The organism is Carboxylicivirga sp., from assembly GCF_982718395.1.
The window spans coordinates 1-26,104 of the sequence record NZ_CEXQWX010000052.1 but is presented as its reverse complement, the minus strand read 5'-3'; the positions used below and the strand labels follow the sequence as shown (position 1 = coordinate 26,104).

Annotated in this window: 21 protein-coding genes and 3 tRNA genes; 23 read left to right on the top strand and 1 reads right to left on the bottom strand. The window is 38.8% G+C overall.

Going from position 1 to position 26,104, the window contains the following annotated elements; translation table 11 throughout:
- Nucleotides 1–5 precede the first annotated feature (5 nt).
- Nucleotides 6–1,571 carry an NAD(P)/FAD-dependent oxidoreductase gene (locus tag AC4MRQ_RS11555; RefSeq protein WP_491197828.1) on the top strand — a complete coding sequence of 522 codons (1,566 nt, stop codon included), beginning with the start codon at nt 6–8 and terminating at the stop codon, nt 1,569–1,571.
- A 70-nt stretch (nt 1,572–1,641) separates the two neighbouring features.
- On the opposite strand, the gene AC4MRQ_RS11550 is transcribed toward AC4MRQ_RS11555, so the two are convergent.
- Nucleotides 1,642–2,406: a TrmH family RNA methyltransferase gene (locus tag AC4MRQ_RS11550; protein WP_491197827.1), complete on the bottom strand. Its 765-nt coding sequence runs from the start codon at nt 2,404–2,406 to the stop codon at nt 1,642–1,644.
- A 136-nt stretch (nt 2,407–2,542) separates the two neighbouring features.
- Between AC4MRQ_RS11550 and tamL the strand changes: the two genes are divergently transcribed.
- From tamL to AC4MRQ_RS11440, 22 genes are all read left to right on the top strand, one after another.
- On the top strand, nt 2,543–4,888 hold the full coding sequence (gene tamL / locus AC4MRQ_RS11545; protein WP_491197826.1) for a translocation and assembly module lipoprotein TamL: 2,346 nt from the start codon (nt 2,543–2,545) through the stop codon (nt 4,886–4,888).
- A gap of 314 nt (nt 4,889–5,202) precedes the next feature.
- Complete coding sequence (gene fbaA, locus AC4MRQ_RS11540; protein WP_491197825.1) at nt 5,203–6,279, top strand: class II fructose-bisphosphate aldolase; 1,077 nt, start codon at nt 5,203–5,205, stop codon at nt 6,277–6,279.
- A 92-nt stretch (nt 6,280–6,371) separates the two neighbouring features.
- The gene (locus AC4MRQ_RS11535) at nt 6,372–7,688 is read left to right on the top strand and encodes a sodium-dependent transporter (protein WP_491197824.1); all 1,317 of its coding nucleotides are present in this window, start codon (nt 6,372–6,374) and stop codon (nt 7,686–7,688) included.
- 92 nt (nt 7,689–7,780) lie between these two features.
- On the top strand, nt 7,781–8,617 hold the full coding sequence (locus AC4MRQ_RS11530; RefSeq protein ID WP_491197823.1) for a ComEA family DNA-binding protein: 837 nt from the start codon (nt 7,781–7,783) through the stop codon (nt 8,615–8,617).
- A 163-nt stretch (nt 8,618–8,780) separates the two neighbouring features.
- Entirely contained in the window at nt 8,781–8,972 is a 192-nt protein-coding gene (gene rpsU, locus AC4MRQ_RS11525; RefSeq protein WP_212228489.1) for a 30S ribosomal protein S21, read from the top strand.
- Nucleotides 8,973–9,046: 74 nt separating this feature from the next.
- Entirely contained in the window at nt 9,047–9,946 is a 900-nt protein-coding gene (locus AC4MRQ_RS11520; RefSeq protein WP_491197822.1) for a tyrosine-type recombinase/integrase, read from the top strand.
- A gap of 2 nt (nt 9,947–9,948) precedes the next feature.
- Nucleotides 9,949–10,248 (top strand): ribosome hibernation-promoting factor, HPF/YfiA family, encoded by a 300-nt coding sequence (gene hpf / locus AC4MRQ_RS11515; RefSeq protein ID WP_491197821.1) that lies wholly within the window; start codon nt 9,949–9,951, stop codon nt 10,246–10,248.
- A gap of 184 nt (nt 10,249–10,432) precedes the next feature.
- Nucleotides 10,433–10,515 (top strand) — tRNA-Tyr (locus tag AC4MRQ_RS11510).
- 76 nt (nt 10,516–10,591) lie between these two features.
- A tRNA-Gly gene (locus AC4MRQ_RS11505) sits at nt 10,592–10,664 on the top strand.
- A gap of 81 nt (nt 10,665–10,745) precedes the next feature.
- Complete coding sequence (gene tuf / locus AC4MRQ_RS11500) at nt 10,746–11,933, top strand: elongation factor Tu (RefSeq protein WP_491197820.1); 1,188 nt, start codon at nt 10,746–10,748, stop codon at nt 11,931–11,933.
- 46 nt (nt 11,934–11,979) lie between these two features.
- A tRNA-Trp gene (locus AC4MRQ_RS11495) sits at nt 11,980–12,052 on the top strand.
- Between the two features lie 59 nt (nt 12,053–12,111).
- A complete protein-coding gene (gene secE, locus AC4MRQ_RS11490) occupies nt 12,112–12,312 on the top strand; it encodes a preprotein translocase subunit SecE (protein ID WP_491197819.1) in 201 nt (66 codons plus the stop codon).
- Nucleotides 12,313–12,329: 17 nt separating this feature from the next.
- Nucleotides 12,330–12,875: a transcription termination/antitermination protein NusG gene (nusG, locus tag AC4MRQ_RS11485; protein ID WP_491197818.1), complete on the top strand. Its 546-nt coding sequence runs from the start codon at nt 12,330–12,332 to the stop codon at nt 12,873–12,875.
- Between the two features lie 103 nt (nt 12,876–12,978).
- A complete protein-coding gene (gene rplK / locus AC4MRQ_RS11480; protein WP_430813646.1) occupies nt 12,979–13,422 on the top strand; it encodes a 50S ribosomal protein L11 in 444 nt (147 codons plus the stop codon).
- 19 nt (nt 13,423–13,441) lie between these two features.
- Nucleotides 13,442–14,137: a 50S ribosomal protein L1 gene (rplA, locus tag AC4MRQ_RS11475; protein ID WP_491197817.1), complete on the top strand. Its 696-nt coding sequence runs from the start codon at nt 13,442–13,444 to the stop codon at nt 14,135–14,137.
- A gap of 28 nt (nt 14,138–14,165) precedes the next feature.
- Nucleotides 14,166–14,684, top strand: a complete 519-nt coding sequence (rplJ, locus tag AC4MRQ_RS11470) for a 50S ribosomal protein L10 (protein WP_491197816.1) — start codon at nt 14,166–14,168, stop codon at nt 14,682–14,684.
- A gap of 33 nt (nt 14,685–14,717) precedes the next feature.
- On the top strand, nt 14,718–15,095 hold the full coding sequence (gene rplL / locus AC4MRQ_RS11465) for a 50S ribosomal protein L7/L12 (RefSeq protein WP_491197815.1): 378 nt from the start codon (nt 14,718–14,720) through the stop codon (nt 15,093–15,095).
- Between the two features lie 101 nt (nt 15,096–15,196).
- Entirely contained in the window at nt 15,197–19,006 is a 3,810-nt protein-coding gene (gene rpoB, locus AC4MRQ_RS11460) for a DNA-directed RNA polymerase subunit beta (protein WP_491197814.1), read from the top strand.
- Nucleotides 19,007–19,084: 78 nt separating this feature from the next.
- Nucleotides 19,085–23,359, top strand: coding sequence for a DNA-directed RNA polymerase subunit beta' (gene rpoC, locus AC4MRQ_RS11455; protein ID WP_491197813.1), 4,275 nt, complete (start codon nt 19,085–19,087; stop codon nt 23,357–23,359).
- Between the two features lie 70 nt (nt 23,360–23,429).
- Nucleotides 23,430–23,750, top strand: a complete 321-nt coding sequence (locus AC4MRQ_RS11450; protein ID WP_491197812.1) for a DUF3467 domain-containing protein — start codon at nt 23,430–23,432, stop codon at nt 23,748–23,750.
- An 82-nt stretch (nt 23,751–23,832) separates the two neighbouring features.
- Entirely contained in the window at nt 23,833–25,005 is a 1,173-nt protein-coding gene (locus AC4MRQ_RS11445; RefSeq protein ID WP_491197811.1) for an exo-beta-N-acetylmuramidase NamZ family protein, read from the top strand.
- A gap of 4 nt (nt 25,006–25,009) precedes the next feature.
- Nucleotides 25,010–26,104, top strand: a 1,095-nt coding sequence (locus AC4MRQ_RS11440; protein ID WP_491197810.1) for a serine hydrolase domain-containing protein, incomplete at its 3' end; no start/stop codon positions are given.

The window sequence follows — 26,104 nt, the reverse complement described above, 5'->3', positions numbered from 1 at the left end:
GAATAATGAAACGCGAAATTGTTTTACGACTTTCCCCGAGGGAGGCATCCGACAGTAAGTTTTATAAGCCATTGGTGGCTAAAAAGATGAAGGTTGCCCCTGATAAAATTACTTCTTTACGGGTTGTAAAACGATCAATTGATGCACGTCAGAAAATAGTAGTGGTTCAATTGCATATTGAAGCATATGCCAATGCGAAAGCACCAAAGCCTGAATCTATTCGCTTTGATTATCCCGACGTTAGTCAAAAAACACCAGTTATTATTGTAGGTGCCGGACCTGGAGGATATTTCGCAGCTTTACGTTTGATTGAACTTGGGCTTCGTCCAATTGTACTTGAGCGAGGCAAGGGAGTTAGCGAGCGTAAAAAAGATTTAGCTATGCTGAATCGAAATGAATCAGTAAATACAGAGTCGAATTATGCTTTTGGCGAAGGAGGTGCCGGAACTTTTTCCGATGGTAAACTCTATACAAGAAGTACCAAGCGGGGAGATTTCAGAAAGATATTGGAGGTGTTTAATTTTCATGGTGCCAGCGACGAGATATTAATTGATGCACACCCGCATATTGGCACCGACAAACTACCTGAGGTAATTAAATCGATGCGTATTTCTATCATTAATGCGGGAGGAGAAGTGCATTTCGATACGAAAGTAACGAATCTGATTCAGGATAGTGACAAAATTACTGGTGTTGAAACAGAAAAAGGAGATCGCATACTTGGGCAGGCTGTTATTTTGGCAACCGGCCATTCAGCTCGTGATGTGTATTACATGCTTAATGATAATAAAATTGTGCTCGAAGCTAAAACCTGGGCGATGGGTGTACGTGTTGAGCATCCACAGGAATTGATCGATCAGATTCAATATCATTCACCAAAAGGTCGTGGTGATTATTTACCTGCAGCAACCTATAGTTTATCCTGTCAGATTGAAGAGCGAGGTGTATATTCTTTCTGTATGTGTCCCGGAGGCTTTATTGTTCCGGCCATGACTGACGCAGATGAGATGGTGGTGAATGGTATGTCACCTTCACGTCGAAACTCTCCTTGGGCTAATTCGGGTATGGTGGTTGAAGTGAAACCTGAAGATATAGGGGAATATCAGAATAAAGGTGCAATTGGTGGCTTGGAGTACCAAAAAGAATTGGAACGTCTTGCTTTTGTAAACGGAGGAAGCGGTATTGTTGCTCCTGCACAATCACTAGCCGATTTTGTGGAAGGTAAGCTATCATTTGATTTGCCTGATTGCTCCTACGTACCAGGCTTGGTTGCATCACCACTTCATTTCTGGTTACCTGAAAATATAGGCGAACGCTTACGAAAGGGTTTTGATTATTTCGGACGAAGAGCCCGAGGTTTTGTAACCAATGAAGCACTCGTTGTAGGTGTTGAAAGCCGGACTTCCTCGCCTGTACGTATTCCGCGAGATAGAGTTAGTCTGCAGCATATTCAGGTACAAGGCTTGTATCCATGTGGCGAAGGAGCTGGTTATGCTGGCGGTATAGCATCATCAGCCATTGATGGCGAAAAATGTGCAGAAAAAGTCTGGGAATTTATCAATAGTAATTAAAAAAGACGTTCATAAGGATGCGATCTTTATAGGTATAATGCGAGTAAAGATCGCATCCATACTAAAGCCCTTATGCTTGTCGACGAAATTCAGCACAGGTAATTGCGGTTGCTACAGATACATTAAGTGATTCTGAGGTGGGAGTTTCTGCAGGAAAGGAAGGGATGAATAGTTTGTGACTTACAAACCTACTAACATCTTCACTGATGCCTTTGCCCTCATTTCCCATAATAATCAAACCGTGGTTGCTCAGTTTCTGATCATAGATGTTCTTTCCATCCAGAAAAGTTCCGTATACAGGTAAGTTAAGCCTGGTATATTGTTTTAGAAAGTCTGTTGACTCCTGATAATAAACATTAACGCGGCTGATAGCACCCATCGTCGATTGTATTGTTTTAGCATTGTAAATATCAGCGCAAGTAGTTGAACAAATAATATGTTTGATCCCAAACCAATCAGCTAACCTAACTATGGTACCCAAATTTCCCGGGTCCTGTATTTCATCCAGAAATAAGCAAAGTTCATTACGCAATGAATCCAGTAATAGTCCTTTATTTACCTGATTGAAGATACCAATTACTTCAGGGGGGCTTTTATGAGTAGAGATTTTTTTGATTTCATCATTAGATGCTTCAGTAATTTCAGTTGAACTTGTCAAAAGGTTCTTATTCTCCTTAATCCATCTTTCAGTAGCAATTAATTGTTTCGCAATGCATTCGGCACTAAGTAAATCACTAACGAGTTTATGTCCTTCAGCTACAAATACTCCGGCCTGTTCGCGTACCTTTTTTCTGTTTAAGGACAAAATGAATTTCTGTTTGTTTTTACTTAGCATTTTTTACAGGCTTTAGTGTTGAATGTGTTTATCCGCCGTAAAGTTATATCTTATCGGACGAATTAAATATCTTTATGGCAAATTAAGACAAATCGACTCAAAACCTTATATTTTCAGGGGTGTGTTCGGAATAGTGATGGTGAATAGATTAGTATCAGTTATTGGTGTCGTAATTCTTGTGTTAATGGCAGCGTGCCGTTCAACCAAGTATGTGCCTGATGATGCCTATTTGCTGAATAAGGTCGAAATAGTTAATGATGCGAAAGATGTATCAAAGGAAGAATTGAACTATTATGTACGGCAAAAAGAGAATGTGAAGATACTTGGGTTCTGGCGTTTCCATTTAGGATTATATAATCTATCAGGTCGTGATGAGTCTAAGGGCTTTAATCAGTGGCTAAGACGGATTGGGGAGGAACCGGTATTGTATGATGAGTTGTTAAAACAAAAGTCGAGTGAACAGATAAAGCAGTATCTTAATAATAAGGGTTATTACAATTCAACTGTTCATGATACAGTCATATATTACAAGAAGCAAAAAGCAAAAGTCAGGTACGAAATAAATCCCGGAGAAAGGTATAGTATTAAACAGGTTGGTTATCGCGTGGACGATGATTCCATTAGAAAATATGTTTATGCTGATACCATTAATTCGTTACTTCAAAGTGGTTCGCCATTTGATGCTGACCTGCATGATGAGGAGCGCAAACGAATTACAAAGGTGATGCGAAACAAAGGTTATTATGGTTTTCGTAAAGAGTTTGTTTATTTTTTAGCTGATAGTGCAGTGGGCGACCATCAGGTGAATGATTCGTTAATTGTAGTTAAAAACAGGATTCAGAAAATTGGACAGGAAGACTCAATAATTAATCATCGCAAGTTTAAGATAAAAGATGTCTATTTTTTGGTGGGTTATGAGCCGAAGAAGGCATTGAGAAATATGGATGCCTACCTGAGTCAATTCGATAGTCTCGAATACGAAGGTTGTAAAATCCTTTACGGCGAAAACCTGGACTTTAGAGCCGATATTCTTTCCAACTCTAATTACATTTCTCCTGGAGATTATTATAACGAGGAGCTTGTAGAAAAAACGCAGGCCTTATTATCTGAATTGCAATTGTTTCGCTTTGTCAATATCCGCTTTAGAGAAGTTGAGGAGCAATTCGATTCGGAAGGCAACGGTTTCTTAGATTGCTTTATTCAGCTTTCTTCGTCAAAACCTCAAAGTTATACTGTTGATCTGGAAGGAACTAATTCATCAGGTTACCTGGGAGCTGCAGGTAGTTTTAAATATAAGCATAAGAATTTTTTACGTGGGGGTGAGGTGTTTGACTTACGTTTTCGTGTAGGAGGCGAGAATCAAAGATCCAGAGATAATAAAACCTTTCAGACGCTTGAGGTAGGTGGCGATGCAACTGTGACATTACCCAAGTTTATGATCCCTTTTAAGGTTGAAAATTTTAGAAAACGCTTTAATCCCCGCACAAACTTTACCTTGTCGTATAATTACCAGCGCAGACCTGATTATACGCGTACTATTGCCAATGGTCGCATTGGTTATTCATGGAAATCATCACCTTTGGTGTCGCATTATATAGCACCAATCGATTTAAGTGTTATTAATGTACCCTATATACATGATGATTTTGCGAATCATATAGATACTACATTTTTAAAATACAGTTACCAAGATCATTTGATAAGTAGCACATCATATACTTTCACATATAACGAGCAGTCGATAGTTGGAAGTAAAAGCTACCACTTTTTTAGGGCTAATATTCAAACGGCGGGGAATATTATTGATGGACTGACATCTGTTTTTAAACGAGAGGATGGACAGAATGGGGATGAACAGAATGAGGATGAACAGGAATATAATGAGATCTTAGGTATTAGATACGCTCAATATATAAAAGGAGATATTGAATGGCGATACCACATTAATGTCAATAAGATTAATTCTTTTGCTTATAGGGTTTTTATGGGTGTTGGATATCCATATGGAAACCTTACTGTGTTGCCTTTTGAGAAACGTTATTTTTCAGGTGGAGCTAATGGGATAAGGGCTTGGCCTGTTCGTGGTTTGGGGCCTGGATCTTCGGAGGGAACAGGATCTGACTTTTATAATCAAACTGCAGATATTAAGTTGGAAGCAAATGCCGAGTATCGTTTTAAATTGTTTTGGCTACTTGAGAGCGCCTTCTTTGTTGATGTCGGTAATATATGGAATATTCGTCCAACTGGTGATACCGATATAGATGCAGATGGTTTGTTCAAATTTGATGAGTTTTATAGGCAATTGGCAGTTGGGGTTGGAACGGGTGTGCGACTCGATTTTGACTATTTCGTTTTTCGATTAGATATGGGTATTAAAGCGAGGGATCCCGCGTTGCCTGAAGGTAAAAGATGGAAGTTAGGCGTCAGTCCAATAAAGTGGGATGATTTGGCTTTTAATTTTGCGATTGGTTATCCTTTCTAATAGACGTTTGTAAACAATCGTTAAACTTCTTTTAATAACTCAAAAAACAAACTTGTGTACTTGCTACTTTTATTTGTGAGTTGATAGGTTTAAATTGTGATTATACAATTCATTGATTAGTCAAATGCCTTGACAAACAATTTAATAAGTGATATATGTCATGAAAGTAACTTTCAATTTGTAATTATAAATTGGGGGTAAGTGTAAGTGATATGATGTTGAGTGCTAAAAAAATGTAATTTTTTCTCAATGATTTTCACTAATTTCGTAGAGTTTTTTAGAAAATTATTATTTCGAACTATAAATTAAAAGCTATGAAGCGAGTATTAGATGTTGTAAAACCTGGTGTTGTTACTGGTGACGACTTAGGTAAACTTTTAGCAGTAGCAAAAGAAGAAGGTTTTGCAATGCCTGCTGTAAATGTTGTTGGTACAGATTCTATTAATGGTATTCTTGAAGCTGCAAAGGCAGTTAATTCACCTGTTATGATTCAGCTTTCAAATGGTGGAGCTGCTTTTTATGCAGGTAAAGGTTTAAAGTTAGATGGACAAGAAGCGCAAATTTTAGGTGCAGTTTCTGCTGCGAAGCATGTTCATACTTTGGCTGAAGCTTATGGAGTACCTGTTGTTCTTCATACAGACCATGCTGCTAAGAAATTACTTCCTTGGATCGACGGATTATTAGACGCAAGTGAAAAGCATTTTGCTGAAACAGGTAAGCCATTATTCAGCTCACACATGCTTGATCTTTCAGAGGAGCCATTGGAAGAAAACATCGCAACTTGTAAAGAATACTTAGCTCGTATGAGTAAAATGGGTATGACTTTAGAGATCGAGTTAGGTATTACTGGTGGTGAAGAAGATGGCGTTGATAACTCAGATGTTGATAATGCACTTCTTTATACTCAGCCAGAGGAAGTAAATTATGCATATGAGCAATTATTAGAAGTTTCGCCAAACTTCACAGTAGCTGCTTCATTTGGTAATGTTCACGGTGTTTATAAGCCAGGTAACGTTGTATTAAAGCCATCGATCCTTGATGCTTCACAAAAGTATATTCAGGAGAAGCATAATACAGCTGAAAAGCCAGTTAACTTTGTATTCCATGGTGGTTCAGGTTCTTCTTTAGAAGAAATTCGTGAATCAATTGGTTATGGAGTAATCAAAATGAATATTGATACTGATACTCAGTGGGCTACTTGGGATGGTATCCGTAAATTCGAAGCTGCTAACCGTGATTACTTACAAGGCCAGATTGGTAACCCAGATGGCGATGATAAGCCTAATAAGAAGTATTATGACCCACGCGTCTGGTTGCGTAAAGGGCAGGAGACTTTGGTTGAGCGCTTAAAAGTTGCTTTCGAAGATCTTAACTGTATCGATCGATTATAAAAGTATTTATAATACAATACAAAAGAGGCACAATGTTTTGTACATTGTGCCTCTTTTTTTATTTTGGGACGTTTTATTAATTGATTTAAATTATGAGTTCGACACCTAGAGATGGTTTTACAAATAAATTTGGGGTAATTGCTGCTGCAGCCGGTTCAGCTGTTGGTTTAGGGAATATATGGAGATTTCCATACGTTGCTGGTGAAAATGGAGGTGGAGCATTTTTGTTAGTGTACCTTGGGTTTATTTTATTGATTGGTTTACCGGTTATGTTATCAGAGTTGTTAATTGGTCGTAAAGCGCAAAAAAATGTTTTTGGAGCTTTTCGAACGTTGGCACCTGAGAAACCTGTCTTTATGTCTGTTGGAATTATGGGGGTTGGTGCTGCATTTATGATTTTGGCATTTTATGCAGTAGTTGCCGGATGGACTATGGAATATACCTATTTGGCAATAACCAATAGCTTGTCTGATATGAATTCAACACAGCTCAGTGCCTTCTTTAAAGAGTTTAAATCTTCAACATCTGGCCCTCTATTGTGGATGGGTATATTTATGGTGTTAACTGCGGGTATTGTTGTAGGAGGTGTTAAAAATGGAATAGAGAAATATACCAAAATTTTAATGCCTTTACTATTAGTGATAATCATTGTTTTATGTATCAAGTCAGTTAGTTTGGATGGAGCAGAAGCCGGATTATCTTTTCTTTTTAAACCTGATTTCTCAAAATTAAGTGGTTCAGTGATATTAGAAGCTTTAGGGCAGGCTTTCTTCTCTTTAAGCATTGGTATGGGAGTGATTGCGACCTATGGTTCATACATTCAGAAAAAGGAGAATCTCATGTTTACGGCTTTTTCCGTATCATTTGCTGATAGTATGATAGCTGTGTTGGCTGGTGTTGCTATTTTTCCGGCTGTTTTTGCATTTGGTATTGATCCGAGTTCGGGGCCCGGTCTGGTTTTTGAAACATTGCCCAATGTTTTTAATAGCATGCAAAGTGGTTATATTTTTTCGGTTGCCTTTTTCATTTTGCTCGTTATTGCAGCACTTACTTCGTCAGTTTCTTTGCTCGAAGTAGTAGTTGCGTATTTCACTGAAGAGCTAAAATTAAACAGGAAAAAAAGCACATTAATTGCAGCAGGAAGTATTGCTATATTAGGTGCACTATGTGTTGTTTCAGCTGATGTATTTAGCTTTTTCGATTGGACTTCTTCAAATATTCTATTGCCGTTAGGTGGTATATTGATAGCTGTTTTTGTCGGATGGATTCTTGGGCATAAAAAAATGAAAGAAGAATTGGAAGCACATGGCGGGAAGGCTTATTTCATGGGAGTATTGATTATTATACTCAAGTTTGTTGCCCCAATTGCAATTAGTGCTGTGTTCTTACACGGATTGGGACTACTTTAGAAAGTTCATACTTTATGTGGCGTGACTTATTAACTCTGTCAAGGCGAGAGCAATTGGGAATTATTGGTCTGTTTATAATTTTGATAGTTATTATGACAGGCCCTTTGGTTTTTAGTTCAGAAGAAGAAGTTGAAATACCCCAAGAGTTTATTACCTGGGCGGATAGTGCGCATATTGAACATTCTTCAAAACATCAAGTCCAAAAAGATACTCTTTTTGCCTTTAATCCCAATAGCGAAAGTGTGAAGAATCTTCAGCTTTTGGGTTTTTCCAATCAGGCCATTATTAACCTGTTGAAATACAGGGAAGCTGGAGGAAGCATAAAAACACCATCCAAACTTAAAGAGATTTATGGTGTTGATTCAGCATTGTTTTATAAGCTGGAGCCCTATATCGTAATAACTGCTTCAAACGATAATTTTAAGGAATCACACTTTAAGAGTAAAAAACAGAAAAGGAAGGTAAACCTTGACTTCAACGATGAGCGTGAATTAACAAAGAAGAAGGTTGCTTCTGATAGTTTTAAAATCGAATTAAATTCTGCAGACACGGCTGAGTTGAAGTTGCTAAAGGGTATTGGTCCTGTTTTATCGTTGAGGATAGTTAATTATCGGAAAAAGATTGGTGGATATTACAGTGTTGATCAGTTGAAAGAGGTCTATGGGCTTTCAGATGAGGTAGTCGATCACAACAAGCCCTATTTAATGGTGGATGAGAGATTGGTTGTGCCAATGGATATTTCGAAAGCCGGATTGAAACAAATGAAGAATCATCCTTATCTTAGTTTTTATATGGCCAAAGAAGTGTATGAGGCAAGGAAGGCAAAGCAACTAACTTCAATCAAACAATTTGTCGATAATGAAGCTTTCACAAATGCGGATACAGCACGCCTAAGGAGGTATTTTGTTGTTTGTAAAGAAGGTAAATAATAATAAATGCTGAAAAAGAATAGCTAAAAATTTGTGGTAATCAGTAAACTTCATTTTCTTTGCAGCTGCAAAAAAATAAAGGTTGTTTGTTTATAAGCTTCCAATGTGTTGAATTTTTGCGGTTTAATGATTAATTTTGCGGTCAAAATAAAACGTAAGCATTATGATAGTAATTCCTATTAAAGAAGGCGAAAATATTGAGAGAGCCTTGAAGAAATTCAAAAGAAAATTCGAAAAAACTGGTGCAATGCGCGAGTTGCGTTCACGTCAGGCTTTTACTAAGCCTTCTGTTGTCAGAAGAGAGCAAGTAAAGAAGGCAATATATATTGAGCAATTGCAGCGCGAGTCTGAATAAATTGCTTACGGAGGGCGTCGGTTTACTGCTTTTTTCGTATATTCGTTTATGGCATAAAATGACACCCTCTGTTAATGCAATATATAGAATCATTTTACAAATACCTGGAGTTTGAAAGGCGTAATTCGCCTCATACTATAACGGCTTATAAAACTGATCTTCGTCAGTTTTGTTTGTTCTTAGAGGAAGAAGGATTTGAACTTTGGGAAAATATCACTGCAAAAACCATTCGTTCCTGGATGGTGTCGTTGGTAAATGAAGGAGTATCAGCTCGCTCAGTTACCCGTAAAATTTCTACTCTTAAAGTTTTCTTTAGATATTTAATGCAGATAGAGGTTGTAGAAACCAATGTTGCTGAGCATGTGGTGACGCCAAAGTTGCCAAAGCGACTGCCTGTTTTTGTTAAAGAAAACGAAATGAACCTGTTGCTGGATAATGTTGATTTTGGAGAAGGCTTTGTTGCTGCCAGGAATCGATTGATTATAGAATTGTTTTATCATACAGGAATGAGGTTATCAGAATTGGTCAACTTGAAGGATGAACAGATTGATATGGCCAACTGTGTTTTTAAGGTTCTTGGAAAAAGGAATAAAGAGCGAATAATACCAATTATTAAAGAACTAAAGCTGTCGCTCGATAGTTATATAAGAGAACGTAACAATTGTTTTCCTGCAAATATGAGTGGTAATCTGTTTTTGACAGAAAAAGGTTTGCCTGTATACCATAAGCTGGTGTATCGTGTGGTTAACAAATACCTTGGTCAGGTATCAACGGTGACGAAAAAAAGTCCTCACGTTATCAGACATTCATTTGCTACGGCATTACTTAATAGGGGAGCGGATCTTAATGCAATAAAAGAGTTGCTTGGTCATGCAAATCTTGCCGCGACAGAGGTTTACACGCATAATACATACGAGAAGTTAAATTCTATTTACAAACAGGCTCATCCCAGGGCCGAAAAGATGGAGGATTAAATATGAATATTACAATTCAATCAGTACGCTTTACTGCGTCAGCACAATTAGAAGAGTTTATTCAGCAGAAGGTTGGAAAATTAGATCAGTTTTTTGATGGCATTGTATCTGCCGAGGTGATTTTGAGGTTGGATAAATCTGATTCTACAGAAAATAAAGTGGCAGAAATCAGCCTTAATATTCCAGGGGGAGAATTGTTTGCAAAAAAGCAAACAAAAACATTTGAAGAAGGGGTGGATTTGTCCGTTGATGCACTACGTAAGCAATTGATTAAATGGAAAGAAAAGGTGCGAGCTAAATAAGTAAAAAAAGAAGTTATTTTTTTGTGTTCTTGAAAATAAATTATACATTTGCACACCGATTTTAGGGTAGTAAATCTACGCTAAAGTACTATAAATAGGCTGATTGACTAAGGTTGTCGGCCTATTGAAATGAAATAAAGTTAGTGTTTTGCTAACAACGATCTTTTGAATAATGAGATTATTTGGGGAGATACCAAAGTGGCCAACTGGGGCGGACTGTAACTCCGCTGACTTATGTCTTCGTAGGTTCGAATCCTGCTCTCCCCACTTTTTAGGATCTAATCTGTTTTTTTGCTGACATTAAAGTGGAATTTGCTTATCTTTAACGTCCTGCGAAAAAAATGCGGGAGTAGCTCAGTTGATAGAGCATCAGCCTTCCAAGCTGAGGGTCGCGGGTTTGAGCCCCGTCTCCCGCTCTCTTTAGGAGCTATGGTGAGATTCCTTAAAAATATTAATTAAAGATTCAATTTATATCTAATTGTCTAATATTTCGAGTTATGGCTAAAGAAACATTTGTAAGAACGAAGCCTCACGTTAATATCGGAACCATTGGTCACGTTGACCACGGTAAAACTACTTTGACTGCTGCAATTACTAAAGTATTGGCAGAAAAAGGACTTTCTGAAGTGAAAGACTTCGATCAGATTGATAACGCTCCTGAAGAGAAAGAAAGGGGTATTACAATTAACACCGCTCACGTTGAGTATCAAACAGAAAACCGTCACTACGCACACGTTGACTGTCCTGGTCACGCCGACTACGTAAAGAACATGGTAACTGGTGCTGCTCAGATGGACGGAGCTATTCTTGTATGTGCTGCAACTGACGGTCCTATGCCTCAGACTCGTGAGCACATCCTTCTTTGTCGTCAGGTAAACGTTCCTAAGATCGTTGTTTTCTTGAATAAAGTTGACATGGTTGACGATGAGGAATTATTAGAGCTTGTTGAAATGGAAGTTCGTGATCTATTAAGCTTCTACGAGTTTGATGGTGATAACTCTCCTGTAATCATGGGTTCTGCTCTTGGTGGATTGAACAACGAGCCACAGTGGGTTGATAAGATCATGGAACTTATGGCTGCTGTTGATGAGTGGATTCCACTTCCTCCACGTGATATTGAAAAAGATTTCTTAATGCCTGTTGAGGATGTATTCTCAATTACTGGTCGTGGTACTGTTGCTACAGGTCGTATCGAAACAGGTGTTATCAACTCAGGTGAAGAAATGCAGATCATCGGTCTTGGAGCTGAAGGTAAGAAAACTGTATGTACTGGTGTTGAGATGTTCCGTAAGATTCTTGATCGCGGAGAAGCTGGTGATAACGTAGGTCTTTTATTACGTGGTATCGATAAGAAAGAGATTAAGCGTGGTATGGTATTGGCTAAGCCAGGTTCAATCACTCCTCACTCTAAGTTTAAAGGTGAGATTTATGTATTGAAGAAAGAAGAAGGTGGTCGTCACACTCCTTTCCACAACAAGTACCGTCCTCAGTTCTACCTGCGTACTCTTGACGTAACTGGTGAGATTACTCTTCCAGAAGGAACTGAAATGGTAATGCCTGGTGATAACGTAACTATTACAGTAGATTTGATCTACCCAGTTGCATTGAACCAAGGTCTTCGTTTCGCGATCCGTGAAGGTGGACGTACAGTTGGTGCTGGTCAGGTTACTGAAATTCTTGACTAATCACTGTTTAGATATTAATAACCGGAGTTAATACTCCGGTTATCATACGGGTGTAGCTCAGTTGGTAGAGCACTGGTCTCCAAAACCAGGTGTCGGGCGTTCGAGTCGCTCCTCCCGTGCTAAAAGAGCCGGTTTTAGATTGTAACAGATTTAAGGCCGGCAAACTAATGAAAGTACTATGAGCAAGATAACTTCATATTTCAAGGATGTTCAAAACGAATTGGTTAATAAAACTTCGTGGCCAAGTTGGTCAGAATTAACCAATAGTGCCATCGTTGTAATGATTGCCTCTGTAATCATTGCAGGTATTATTTTCGCAATGGATTATTCGTTTGATAATATTCTTGAAAAGGTATACGAAGCCCTTTTCAATAACTAAGATAGGACTCTCAGATAATGGCAGAAGTCAGTAAAAAATGGTATGTCCTTCGTGCAATCGGAGGTAAAGAAAAAAAGGTTAAAGAATATGTGGAAGGCGAAATCGCCGGCTTAAAGCTGACCGATTACGTTAGTCAGGTATTAATACCAACCGAAAAGGTTTACCAGATTCGTAACGGTAAAAAAGTAAGTAAGGAGCGTCCTTACCTTCCCGGTTATGTTTTAGTTGAAGCCGCTATGGTTGGTGAGATTCCGCATATCCTGAGGAATATACCTAATGTTATCGGATTCTTGAATGACAATGATGATACTCCGGTACCATTACGTCCTTCTGAAGTCAACCGTATCCTTGGTAAGGTGGATGAACTGAATGAAACTGATGAGGAAATCAATGTACCATATTTTGTTGGAGAAACAGTGAAGGTAATTGATGGACCATTCAACGGATTTAATGGTTTAATTGAGGAAGTAAACGAAGAGAAAAAGAAATTGAAAGTAATGGTGAAAATTTTTGGAAGAAAGACACCATTGGAATTGAGTTTTATGCAGGTAGAAAAAGAATAATTACTTAGTAAGAAAAGCTTCCGTGTAAACAGTTTGTTTGCATTTACAAGTAATGAACTTTTTTCCGCTAAACTATATTTATTAATAAATACGAATTGCTACAATGGCTAAAGAAGTAGAAACCTTTATCAAACTTCAGATCAAAGGTGGTGCAGCAAATCCTTCACCTCCGGTAGGACCAGCGTTAGGTGCTAAAGGAGTGAACATTATGGAATTCTGTAAGCAATTCAATGCCAGAACACAGGAAAAAGCTGGTAAAGTTTTACCTGTGGTCATCTCGGTGTATAAAGACAAGTCTTTTGACTTCGTTATTAAAACACCTCCGGCATCTGTTCAAGTATTGGAAGCAGCTAAGCTTAAAGGTGGTTCACCAGAACCTAACCGTAAGAAAGTTGGTTCTGTAACTTGGGAACAGGTTAGAGTGATTGCCGAAGATAAGATGGCTGACTTGAATTGTTTTACTGTAGAATCTGCAATGAGGATGATCGCCGGTACCGCCCGAAGTATGGGAGTAACCGTTTCGGGAGAATTCCCTGGTAGTAACTAATTAAGACCTTTTTGCGAAAATGACAAAACTAACAAAAAATAAAAAGTTAGCGTTAGAAAAAATCGATACCTCAAAGCAATACAACATTGAGGAAGCAGCAAAATTGGTAAAGGAAATCACCACTACCAAATTTGATGCCTCTGTTGACGTTGATGTGCGTTTAGGAGTTGACCCTCGTAAAGCAAATCAAATGGTTAGAGGTGTTGTAACTTTGCCTCACGGAACTGGTAAGGAAACTCGCGTTCTTGTAATGTGTACTCCTGACAAAGAAGAAGAAGCAAAAGCAGCAGGTGCCGATTTTGTTGGATTGGAAGAATACATTGAGAAAATCAAAGGCGGTTGGACTGATGTAGATGTGATCATAACAATGCCTAGCGTAATGGCTAAAGTAGGTGCTTTAGGGCGAATCTTAGGTCCACGCGGACTTATGCCTAACCCAAAGAGTGGTACTGTAACCATGGATATCGCTAAAGCTGTAAACGAAGTGAAAGCTGGTAAAATCGACTTTAAGGTTGATCGTTACGGTATTGTTCATACTTCAATCGGTAAAGTATCATTTACTGAAGATAAAATAGTTGACAACGTAAAGGAATTTATGAGCACAATTATGAAGCTAAAGCCTTCATCTGCTAAAGGAACTTACGTAAAAAGTATTAGTCTTTCTAGTACCATGAGTCCTGGTCTACGCATCGAACCTAAGTCGGTTGATGCTTAATGTTTAATTTTTAAAGAACAAAGGAATCATGAGAAAAGAAGATAAAAGTACAATGGTTAACGAACTGCTGGAAAACCTTAATGAGTACAATCACTTTTATGTGACTGAAGCTGGTGGTTTAAATGCAGAAGTAAGTAGTAACTTACGTCGCGAGTGTTTTAATAAAGAAGTGAAAATGGTAATGGTTAAAAATACCATTTTTCAGAAAGCATTAGAGCAACTTGAGGGTGATTACGAAGAGATTTATCCTACACTAAAAGGAACAACAGCTATCATGTTCTCGAACACTGGTAACGTTCCTGCCAAGTTGATTAAAGAGTTCTCAAAAGATAATGAGAAACCAACATTGAAAGGTGCATTCGTTGAAGAATCAATGTACGTTGGTGCTGATCAACTTGAAGCATTGTGTAGCATTAAGTCTAAAGACGAATTGCTTGGCGATGTTATCGGATTACTACAATCTCCAATGAAGAATGTTGTTTCTGCGCTTCAATCTGGAGGTTCAACAATACATGGTTTATTACAAACCTTAGCAGAAAAAGAATAAAAAAAGTAAAAACAATATTTAATAAATAGAAAAATGGCTGATATCAAGAAGCTTGCAGAAGAGTTAGTAAATTTAACTGTTAAAGAAGTTAACGAACTTGCTGAAGTATTAAAAGAAGAGTATGGTATCGAACCTGCTGCTGCAGCTGTTGCTGTTGCAGGTCCTGCTGCAGGTGGCGAAGCTGGTGGTGCTGCTGAACAAACTGAGTTTGATGTAATCTTAAACTCAGCTGGTGGTTCAAAATTAGCTGTCGTTAAGTTAGTTAAAGAAATGACTGGCGTTGGTCTTAAAGATGCTAAAGAATTAGTTGACAAAGCTCCAACTGCATTGAAGGAGAAAGTTACAAAAGAAGAAGCTGAAGCATTAAAATCTCAATTAGAAGAAGCGGGAGCAGAAGTTGAACTTAAGTAATTTTTGTCCTATATAAGGATATCCGGTTTAGGAATCAGTGTGAACTGACTCCTAAACCTTTTTGTGCTTTTATATTTTAGGTTCAATAAATAAGTTGATAGATGACTCCAAATACTACAGAAAGGATTAGTTTTGCTTCCATCCAGAACAGGTTAAATTACCCTGATTTACTGGAGGTGCAATTAAAATCTTTCCGCGAATTTTTTCAGATGGGAACCACCCCTGAAGAGCGGACATTGGAGGGGTTGTATCAGGTATTCAACGAGAATTTTCCAATTACGGATACAAGAAATAATTTTGTACTTGAGTTTCTTGATTTCTCGATTGATCCAGCCCGTTACACCATTCCAGAGTGCATTGAAAGAGGTTTAACCTATAGTGTGCCTCTAAAAGCCAAGTTAAAACTGTACTGTACAGATCCTGAACATGAGGATTTTGATACGGTTGTACAAGATGTTTACTTAGGTACAATCCCTTATATGACCGATAAGGGTAGTTTCATTATTAATGGAGCTGAGCGTGTTGTTGTTAGTCAGTTGCACCGTTCGCCTGGTGTATTCTTTGGACAAAGTGTACACGCTAATGGTACAAAGTTATATTCTGCACGTATAATCCCTTTCAAAGGGTCATGGATTGAATTTGCTACCGATATAAACAGTGTAATGTATGCTTACATTGACAGGAAAAAGAAGCTACCTGTAACTACACTGTTAAGAGCCATTGGTTACGAAGGTGATAAAGATATCTTGGCGATCTTCGATTTGGCTGACGAAATTAAAGTTAATAAAGCTGGTCTTAAGAAAGTTGTTGGGCGTAAGCTGGCAGCTCGTGTTCTTAAAAGTTGGATTGAGGACTTTGTTGATGAGGATACAGGTGAAGTTGTGTCTATTGAGCGTAACGAAGTAATCATTGACAGGGAGACTATCATTACTGATGAGCACGTAGACGAGATTATTGACTCCGGTACAAAAACAATCTTACTTCATAAAGAGAATCAAAATCTATCTGATTTTGCTATTATTTATAATACACTTCAGAAAGACCCTTGTAACTCTGAAAAAGAAGCAGTAGTTCACATCTATCGTCAATTACGTAATGCTGAGCCACCTGATGAGGCAACTGCCCGTGACGTTATCGATAAGTTATTTTTCTCAGATAAGCGTTACGATTTAGGTGAAGTAGGTCGTTACCGATTAAACAAGAAATTGAACCTTAATACGGATTGGGAAACTAAGGTGTTAACGCGTGATGATATTATTGCGATTATCAAACACCTGATTCAGTTAATCAATTCTAAAACCGATGTCGATGATATTGACCACTTAAGTAACCGTCGTGTAAGAACCGTTGGTGAACAAATGGCAAACCAGTTTGGTGTTGGTTTAGCGCGTATGGCGCGTACGATTCGCGAGCGTATGAACGTTCGTGACAACGAAGTATTTACACCAATTGATCTGATTAACAGCAAGACCTTGTCTTCAGTAATCAACAGTTTCTTTGGTACAAATGCTTTGTCTCAGTTCATGGATCAAACAAACCCATTAGCTGAGATTACACATAAGAGACGTATGTCGGCTCTTGGACCTGGTGGTCTTTCCCGTGAAAGAGCAGGTTTCGAGGTACGTGACGTTCACTATACTCACTACGGACGTCTTTGTCCAATTGAAACACCTGAAGGACCAAACATTGGTTTGATTTCTTCATTATGTGTTTATGCTAAGATTAATGATCTTGGATTTATCGAAACCCCTTACCGTAAGGTTACTGAAGGGCAGGTTGACTTGACTAATGAAGGTGTTTCTTATTTAACAGCCGAAGAAGAAGAGTCTAAAATCATCGCACAGGCTAATGCACCTTTGTTAGAGGATGGAAATTTCAAAAACGATCGCGTAAAAGCACGAGAAGAAGGTGACTTCCCTGTTGTAGAACCTGGTGAGGTGCACATGATGGACGTGGCACCTAACCAAATTGCCTCAGTAGCTGCTTCGTTAATTCCTTTCCTTGAGCATGATGATGCGAACCGTGCTTTGATGGGATCTAACATGATGCGTCAGGCCGTTCCATTATTACGTCCTGAATCTCCAATTGTAGGTACTGGTCTTGAAGGAAAATTGATTCAGGATTCACGTACGCATGTTGTTGCTGAAGGTGATGGAGTGGTTGAGTACGTTGATGCTGATGAGATTGTAATTCGTTATGATTTAACAGATAACGATCGTTTTGTGAGCTTCGAAGGGGAAACAAAACGTTACCCAATTGTTAAGTACCAGAAAACGAACCAGAATACCTGTATTGATGTTAAGCCATTAGTCAACAAGGGTGACCGTGTTACCAATGGTATGATCTTAACAGAAGGTTATTCAACCCAGAAAGGAGAGCTTGGTCTGGGACGTAACCTGAAAGTAGCGTTTATGCCTTGGAAAGGTTACAACTTTGAGGATGCGATTGTAATCTCGGAAAAAGTTGTACGTGATGACGTCTTTACATCAGTTCATATCGATGAGTATTCATTAGAAGTTCGTGATACTAAACGAGGATTGGAAGAGCTAACTTCTGATATTCCAAACGTAAGTGAGGAAGCCACTAAGGATCTTGACGAAAACGGATTGATACGTATTGGTGCTCATGTTACACCTGGTGATATTCTGATTGGTAAGATCACACCTAAGGGAGAGAGTGATCCTACACCGGAAGAGAAATTACTTCGCGCCATTTTTGGTGAGAAAGCCGGTGATGTGAAAGATGCATCTCTTAAAGCTTCTCCATCATTAAAAGGTGTTGTAATCGACAAGAAGTTATTCTCAAGAATTGTTAAAGACCGTAAGTCACGAACTTCAGAGAAGAGTCAGATTGCTAAAATTGATGAGGATTTTATCAGAGCAACTGAAGAACTTAAAGGTCGTTTAGTTGACAAGTTATTTACTCAGGTTAATGGTAAAACATCGCAAGGTGTTAAAGACTATTATGAAGTAGATGTTGTTTCTAAAGGAACCAAGTTTACTCAGAAGATACTTGGTGACATCGATTATATAAATGTTAATCCTAATAAGTGGACAACCGATAAGGATAAGAACGAACTTATTGCTAAGGTGATCCATAATTACAGGATGAAATATAAAGAGTTGGAAGCGAAAGAAAAACGCCAAAAGTACAATGTGACGATTGGTGATGAACTTCCAGCTGGTATTGTGCAGCTTGCTAAAGTTTATATTGCCAAGAAACGAAAGATTACAGTTGGTGATAAGATGGCAGGTCGTCACGGTAACAAGGGTATTGTATCACGTATTGTTCGTCAGGAAGATATGCCATTCTTAGAGGATGGAACTCCTGTTGATATTGTGTTGAACCCACTTGGTGTACCATCAAGGATGAACCTTGGACAGATTTACGAAACTGTTCTTGGATGGGCTGGATTGAACTTAGGTGTTAAGTTTGCAACACCAATTTTCGATGGTGCTAAGATGGATGACCTGAATAAGTGGACAGATGATGCTGGTGTACCAAGATACGGACGCACTTATCTTTATGATGGTGGTACCGGGGAGCGTTTCCACCAGCCAGCAACAGTTGGTGTGATCTACATGCTTAAGCTTGGTCACATGGTTGAAGATAAGATGCACGCCCGTTCTATCGGTCCATACTCGTTAATTACGCAACAGCCATTAGGTGGTAAGGCACAGTTTGGTGGTCAGCGTTTTGGTGAGATGGAAGTATGGGCATTAGAAGCATTTGGTGCGGCTAATATCCTGCAGGAAATCTTAACAGTTAAGTCTGATGATGTAATTGGTCGAGCAAAAGCTTATGAGTCAATCGTTAAAGGTGATGGTTTACCACAACCTGGTATTCCGGAATCATTGAACGTATTGCTTCATGAGATGAGAGGTCTTGGACTAAGTGTGAACCTAGAATAATAGTCTGATCGAAGAGGGCAGTTGATGCTGCTCTCTTGATAACCATATTATATAAATTACAATAATACTCTACGCTATATGGCATTTAGAAGAGATCAGAAACAAAAGAGTAACTTCAATAAAATTACTATTGGATTAGCTTCTCCTGAAGAAATTCTGGAGATGTCGAGTGGTGAAGTGTTGAAGCCTGAAACAATTAACTACCGTACATACAAGCCTGAGCGTGACGGATTATTCTGTGAAAGGATTTTCGGTCCCGTAAAAGACTATGAATGTCACTGTGGTAAATATAAGCGTATTCGTTATCGTGGTATCGTTTGTGATCGATGCGGTGTTGAAGTAACGGAAAAGAAAGTACGCCGTGAGCGCATGGGACACATCTCATTGGTTGTGCCTGTTGCCCACATATGGTACTTCAAGTCGTTACCAAATAAAATTGGTTACTTACTTGGTTTACCAACAAAAAAGCTGGATACCATTATTTATTACGAACGTTATGTGGTAATTAATGCTGGTATTAAAGCTGAAGACGGAATTAATAAAATGGATTTCTTGACGGAAGAAGAGTATCTAGATATTCTTGAAACACTTCCAAAAGAAAACCAACATCTTGATGATGATGATCCAAATAAGTTCATTGCAAAAATGGGTGCGGAAGCCCTTCACATGTTGCTTGGACGCATTGATTTGGATTCTTTGTCATACGATTTACGTCATAAGGCTAACACAGAAACATCTCAGCAACGTAAGAACGAAGCTTTGAAGCGTTTGAATGTAGTTGAGTCATTCCGTGAGTCACAAGGTATTAACCGCCCGGAATGGATGGTGGTGAAGGTGGTGCCTGTAATTCCACCAGAATTACGACCTCTTGTACCTTTGGATGGTGGTCGTTTTGCTACGTCAGATCTTAACGATTTATATCGCCGTGTTATTATCCGTAATAACCGCTTGAAGCGATTGATCGAAATTAAGGCACCTGAGGTAATTTTGCGTAATGAGAAGCGTATGCTTCAGGAATCTGTTGATTCATTATTTGATAACTCACGTAAATCAAATGCTGTTAAGACAGATTCAAACCGTCCGTTAAAGTCATTAAGTGACTCATTAAAAGGTAAGCAAGGTCGTTTCCGTCAGAACTTATTAGGTAAGCGTGTTGACTACTCAGCTCGTTCGGTTATCGTTGTAGGTCCTGAGTTGAACATGCATGAATGTGGTTTGCCAAAGGATATGGCAGCCGAGTTATATAAGCCGTTTGTAATCCGTAAGCTTATTGAGCGCGGTGTTGTTAAAACGGTGAAATCAGCCAAGAAGATAGTTGACCGTAAAGATCCGGTCGTTTGGGATATTTTGGAGAATGTAATGAAGGGTCACCCGGTGTTATTAAACCGTGCCCCAACGCTTCACCGTCTCGGTATTCAGGCATTCCAGCCAAAAATGATCGAGGGTAAAGCTATTCAGCTACACCCATTGGCTTGTGCCGCCTTTAACGCCGACTTCGATGGTGACCAGATGGCTGTTCACTTACCACTTGGTAATGCTGCTATTCTGGAAGCTCAGATGTTGATGCTAGCATCACAAAACATTCTGAATCCAGCCAACGGTGCTCCAATTACAGTACCTTCTCAGGATATGGTATTGGGTCTGTACTACATGACCAAACCACGTGAAGGTGCCAAAGGTGAAGGTTTAATGTTCTATTCACCTGAGGAAACAAAGATTGCTTTTAACGAAGGTAGTGTAGATTTGCATGCCATTGTTAAAGTGAAAACTTTGGATACTGACGAAAATGGTGAGTTGGTAACTAAGATCATTGAAACCACTGTTGGACGTATCCTCTTCAATGAGTTCGTTCCAAATGAAGCTGGTTATATTAATGCGATTCTTACAAAAAAAGCACTTCGTGACATCATTGGTGATGTGCATAAAGTATGTGGAACTCCACGTACGGCTGCTTTCCTTGATGATATCAAGAACTTAGGATATCGCATGGCATTTGAAGGCGGTTTGTCATTCAACCTTGGAGATGTTATTATTCCTGCAGAGAAAGAATCACTTGTTCAGGAAGGATATGACGAGGTAGAAGAGGTAATGAATAACTATAATATGGGTTTCATTACCAACAACGAACGTTACAACCAGATTATCGATATCTGGACGCATGTTAATGCTCGTTTGACACAAACATTGATGACTCAGATCAGTACCGATAATCAAGGATTTAACTCAGTTTATATGATGCTTGATTCTGGTGCGAGGGGTTCGAAAGAGCAGATCCGCCAGTTATCTGGTATGAGGGGACTGATGGCCAAGCCGCAGAAATCTGGAGCTGAAGGTGGTCAGATCATTGAAAACCCGATTCTTTCAAACTTTAAAGAAGGTCTGTCGGTACTTGAGTACTTTATTTCTACTCACGGTGCTCGTAAAGGTCTTGCGGATACGGCCCTTAAAACAGCCGATGCTGGTTACTTAACGCGTCGTTTGGTTGATGTATCTCAGGATGTTGTTATTCTTGAAGAGGATTGTGGTACATTACGTGGACTAACAGCTACAGATATTAAGAACAACGAGGAAATCGTTGCATCGCTTTACGAGCGTATCTTAGGTCGTGTATCTGTTCACGATATTTACCACCCAAGCACAGGTGAATTAATTATCAAGGCAGGACAAGAATTTGGCGAAACAGAAGCAAAAGTTGTTGATGGTTCACCTATTGAGCGTGTTGAAATTCGTTCAGTACTGACTTGTGAGTCTAAGAAAGGAGTTTGTGCTAAGTGTTACGGACGTAATCTGGCAACCGGACGTATGGTTCAGTTGGGTGAGTCTGTAGGTGTTATTGCTGCTCAGTCGATTGGTGAGCCGGGTACACAGTTAACACTACGTACCTTCCACGTAGGGGGTACCGCGGGTAACATCACTTCAGAAAACAAGATTCACGCTAAATACGATGGTATTGTTGAGATTGAAGAATTACGTACTGTACCATCAAAAACAGAAGAAGGAGAAGAAGTTGATGTGGTAATTGGTCGTTTGGCTGAATTACGTATCATCGACAAGAATACGAATATTGCTTTAACAACTCACCCAATTCCTTATGGTGCAAAACTATTCATTAAGAATGGTGCCGAAATCAAGAAGGACGATGTGATTTGTGAGTGGGATCCATATAATGCGCTGATCATCTCTGAGAAAAAGGGTAAGGTTGCTTTCGAAAACATGATCGATGGCGTTACCTATAAGGAGGAGTCAGATGAGCAAACAGGATTCCGTGAAAAAGTGATTACCGAAACACGGGATAAGACAAAGAATGCCGGCTTACGTGTAGTAAGTGCTGATGGTGAAGTGTTGAAAAACTACAACTTACCTGTAGGTGCCCACATGGCAGTTGATGAAGGTGATGCTGTTGAACAAGGACAGATTCTTGCTAAAATCCCACGTGCTGTTGGTAAGGCGGGTGATATCACTGGTGGTCTTCCACGTGTAACTGAGTTGTTCGAAGCACGTAACCCAAGTAACCCGGCTGTGGTTTCTGAGGTAGATGGAGAGGTAACTTTCGGTAAAATTAAGCGTGGTAACCGTGAAATCATCGTGACAACCAAAGCCGGTGACGTGAAGAAATATCTTGTTTCCTTATCTAAGCAGATTTTGGTACAGGAGAACGATTACGTACGTGCAGGTACACCGCTTTCTGACGGTGCAACAACACCTAATGATATCTTAAGTATTAAAGGTCCTACAGCTGTTCAGGAATATATCGTAAATGAAGTACAGGATGTATATCGCTTACAGGGTGTGAAGATTAACGATAAACACTTTGAAATTATCGTTCGTCAGATGATGCGTAAGGTAGATATTGCTGATCCGGGTGATACTAAATTCCTTGAGAAACAAATTGTTGACAAGATTGAATTCATGACCGAAAATGATGAAATCTGGGGCAAGAAGGTTGTTGAGGATGCCGGTGATTCACAGACTTTGAAAGCCGGTATGATCATTACCGCTCGCCGTCTGCGTGATGAAAATTCACAGTTGAAGCGTCGCGACCTTAAATTAGTAACTGCTCGTGAAGCTATTCCGGCAACATCGGGTCAGGTGCTACAAGGTATTACACGTGCAGCACTTCAAACTAAGAGCTTTATGTCAGCAGCTTCCTTCCAGGAAACAACAAAAGTTCTTAATGAGGCAGCCATCCAGGGTAAAGTTGATAAACTTGACGGCTTGAAGGAAAATGTGATTTGTGGTCACTTGATTCCGGCGGGTACCGGAGTTCGTAACTTCACTAAAGTGGTTGTTGGTTCAAAAGAGGAGTTTGATAGCTTGGTTAGCAAGCAGGCAACTAATGAAGAAGTTGAGTAATTTAATTTATTGAGATAAAGGAAGAGGGGAAGCACAATTGTGTCTTCCCCTTTTTTAAAAACATACAACTATGGAAGACAAGAAGAATCAAAACCAATTGAATATTGAGTTGAATGAGGAAGTATCTCAAGGTACATACTCAAATTTGGCAATTATTACACACTCTCCTTCTGAGTTTGTTTTAGATTTTGTTCGTATCATGCCTGGTGTACCTAAGGCTCAAGTTAAATCTCGTGTTATAATAACACCTGAACATGCCAAGCGCTTGATGAATGCTTTAAAGGATAATATCTCGCGCTATGAGTCACTACACGGCCCTATAAAGAATACAGATAATAATGGTCAGGGGCCTGTAATGCCAATGAATTTTGGTCCTACAGGACAGGCATAGTATTATAATATTGAAGGTGATTATATAAGGAAACGGGGCATGGTTGCTCCGTTTTTTTTTATTTTTACTAAAAATCCTCATTATGCGATCATTACTTACTTCATTCTTTCTAATATTCCTTTTGAGTCTAAATGCTTGTATAAGTAAAAATGAGAATGATTTGACTTTACGACTAGGTTGCGAGAAGTTTGAGAAGTATTTGCCGGAATTAAAAGGTAAAAATGTTGGCCTATTGGTCAACCATACTTCAATGGTTGGGAGTTCTCATCTGGTCGATACATTATTGTCACAGAACATCAGTATTACTAAAATATTTGCACCAGAACATGGCTTTAGGGGTACAGCTGACGCAGGTGAGCATGTGGCTAGTGACGTAGATGTTATGACTGGCATACCTGTTATTTCCTTGTATGGTAAGAATAAAAAGCCGTCTAAGGATGATTTAGAGAATGTCGACATTGTAATTTTTGATATTCAAGATGTTGGTGTTAGGTTTTATACTTATATCTCATCCATGCATTATATGATGGAAGCTTGTGCAGAGAATGGTGTGAAAATGTTGGTAGTTGATAGACCCAATCCTAATGGTGATTATTTCGACGGACCTGTTCTAAAGAAAGAATTTCGATCATTTGTTGGGATGCATCCCATTCCGGTAGTTCATGGTTTAACCGTTGGTGAACTGGCTTTAATGATTAATGGTGAAGGGTGGTTAAAAGACTCTGTACAGTGTGATTTATCTGTAATAAAGATGGATAACTACCGACATGACATGCCTTATTCTTTACCGGTTAAACCATCGCCAAACTTGCCTAATGACCTCTCTATACGATTATATCCTTCACTTTGCTTTTTTGAAGCAACAGACGTAAGTGTAGGGCGAGGTACATATATGCCTTTCCAGGTACTCGGCTATCCTGACCCAATTTATGGCGATTTTACATTTACCCCAGTAGGTATTGAAGGAATGTCAAAAAATCCCCCACAGAAAGACAAGTTGTGTTATGGATTAGATTTAAGAACTGAGTCATTATCTCATCAATTTACAATTAAATACCTAATCAGTTTTACTAGGAAAGCTGAAAATACAGCTGGCTTGGTGAGTAATCCCCGGTGGTTTAATTTATTGGCTGGAAACGATACACTTCTTGAAAAGATAAAGGAAGATTGGTCTGAATCAGAAATAAAGCTCAGCTGGAAAACTGAACTGGATTCTTATTGTAAATTAAGAGATAGATACCTTCTTTATCCATAATGCAATGATACATAGATTCATCCATACCTTATTTTGTTTGATACTGATATTTTCATGTCAGTTGCAGGCTCAAAGATTTGTTAACGATTCGGTGGCTAATCATGAATTATATCAATACACACTAAGTCAGTTCAAACTATTGAAGCAAAGTGATCAGAATTTTCCGGTATTAGATTTAGAGTTACAGAAGATTGGTTTTTATGTACCTGGAAATGTGCAGGAATGGAAGGATAATATATACCGATACAAAACTTTTCCGGTAATTAATTATAAGGATTTCATTATTGGTGATGCATATAAAAGCGTATCATTTGATCATCAAATTGTTGTAATTGATGATCAGATTTCTTTAAGTGATAGTGCTTTTAAATCTTATTCAGGGGTTTTGTCATTAATAGTATTTACCGATACCATTAGTACTTCACTCTCCAAACTGATTGATTTGGCCGATAATGTTCTCCTTTGTCCAACAAATACATTCATCAGCCGGGATATAGCAATTCAATACATTTTTAATGCACTTTCATTAAATGGTGATATCTCAGAATATGATCGCAGCAAACGCTTAAGGTATTTGCCCCCTGAGTTAATGGGGTTAAATGGAGCTGAGATCACCGTAAAGGTAGACTCTATTGTTCATAAAGCCTTATCAGCAAAGGCATTTCCGGGCTGTCGGGTATTAGTTGCAGTTGAGGGAAATGTGATATTTAATAAGTCTTATGGTTTTCATACCTACGACAATCGTATCGCAGTAAAGCAGCATGATGTATATGATTTAGCATCTGTGACCAAAATATCCGGTCCGCTGCCATTAATCATGAAGGCATGTGATGAAAGGAAAATGAATTTGGATCAGCCATTCAGCACTTATTGGCCTGACTGGAAAAGCCGACTCTTTCATCGTTCCAATAAAGAAAACATGACGTTGCGTGAGATCTTAGCACATCAGGCACGTCTGACACCCTATATTAATTATTATCCGATGACTATGAAGGATGGGAAATACCAGCATAAATATTACCGGATCAACCCATCAGATGAATATTCATTGAAAATAGAAAGAAACCTATATCTCTCTGAAAAATTTAAGAAAGAGGTT

Excerpts from the sequence above, each read along its gene's own strand:
- AC4MRQ_RS11555 (WP_491197828.1), top strand. The coding sequence starts at position 6 with ATGAAACGCGAAATTGTTTTACGACTTTCCCCGAGGGAGGCATCCGAC.
- AC4MRQ_RS11550 (WP_491197827.1), bottom strand. The coding sequence starts at position 2,406 with ATGCTAAGTAAAAACAAACAGAAATTCATTTTGTCCTTAAACAGAAAA.
- tamL (WP_491197826.1), top strand. The coding sequence starts at position 2,543 with ATGGTGAATAGATTAGTATCAGTTATTGGTGTCGTAATTCTTGTGTTA.
- fbaA (WP_491197825.1), top strand. The coding sequence starts at position 5,203 with ATGAAGCGAGTATTAGATGTTGTAAAACCTGGTGTTGTTACTGGTGAC.
- AC4MRQ_RS11535 (WP_491197824.1), top strand. The coding sequence starts at position 6,372 with ATGAGTTCGACACCTAGAGATGGTTTTACAAATAAATTTGGGGTAATT.
- AC4MRQ_RS11530 (WP_491197823.1), top strand. The coding sequence starts at position 7,781 with ATGACAGGCCCTTTGGTTTTTAGTTCAGAAGAAGAAGTTGAAATACCC.
- rpsU (WP_212228489.1), top strand. The coding sequence starts at position 8,781 with ATGATAGTAATTCCTATTAAAGAAGGCGAAAATATTGAGAGAGCCTTG.
- AC4MRQ_RS11520 (WP_491197822.1), top strand. The coding sequence starts at position 9,047 with ATGCAATATATAGAATCATTTTACAAATACCTGGAGTTTGAAAGGCGT.
- hpf (WP_491197821.1), top strand. The coding sequence starts at position 9,949 with ATGAATATTACAATTCAATCAGTACGCTTTACTGCGTCAGCACAATTA.
- tuf (WP_491197820.1), top strand. The coding sequence starts at position 10,746 with ATGGCTAAAGAAACATTTGTAAGAACGAAGCCTCACGTTAATATCGGA.
- secE (WP_491197819.1), top strand. The coding sequence starts at position 12,112 with ATGAGCAAGATAACTTCATATTTCAAGGATGTTCAAAACGAATTGGTT.
- nusG (WP_491197818.1), top strand. The coding sequence starts at position 12,330 with ATGGCAGAAGTCAGTAAAAAATGGTATGTCCTTCGTGCAATCGGAGGT.
- rplK (WP_430813646.1), top strand. The coding sequence starts at position 12,979 with ATGGCTAAAGAAGTAGAAACCTTTATCAAACTTCAGATCAAAGGTGGT.
- rplA (WP_491197817.1), top strand. The coding sequence starts at position 13,442 with ATGACAAAACTAACAAAAAATAAAAAGTTAGCGTTAGAAAAAATCGAT.
- rplJ (WP_491197816.1), top strand. The coding sequence starts at position 14,166 with ATGAGAAAAGAAGATAAAAGTACAATGGTTAACGAACTGCTGGAAAAC.
- rplL (WP_491197815.1), top strand. The coding sequence starts at position 14,718 with ATGGCTGATATCAAGAAGCTTGCAGAAGAGTTAGTAAATTTAACTGTT.
- rpoB (WP_491197814.1), top strand. The coding sequence starts at position 15,197 with ATGACTCCAAATACTACAGAAAGGATTAGTTTTGCTTCCATCCAGAAC.
- rpoC (WP_491197813.1), top strand. The coding sequence starts at position 19,085 with ATGGCATTTAGAAGAGATCAGAAACAAAAGAGTAACTTCAATAAAATT.
- AC4MRQ_RS11450 (WP_491197812.1), top strand. The coding sequence starts at position 23,430 with ATGGAAGACAAGAAGAATCAAAACCAATTGAATATTGAGTTGAATGAG.
- AC4MRQ_RS11445 (WP_491197811.1), top strand. The coding sequence starts at position 23,833 with ATGCGATCATTACTTACTTCATTCTTTCTAATATTCCTTTTGAGTCTA.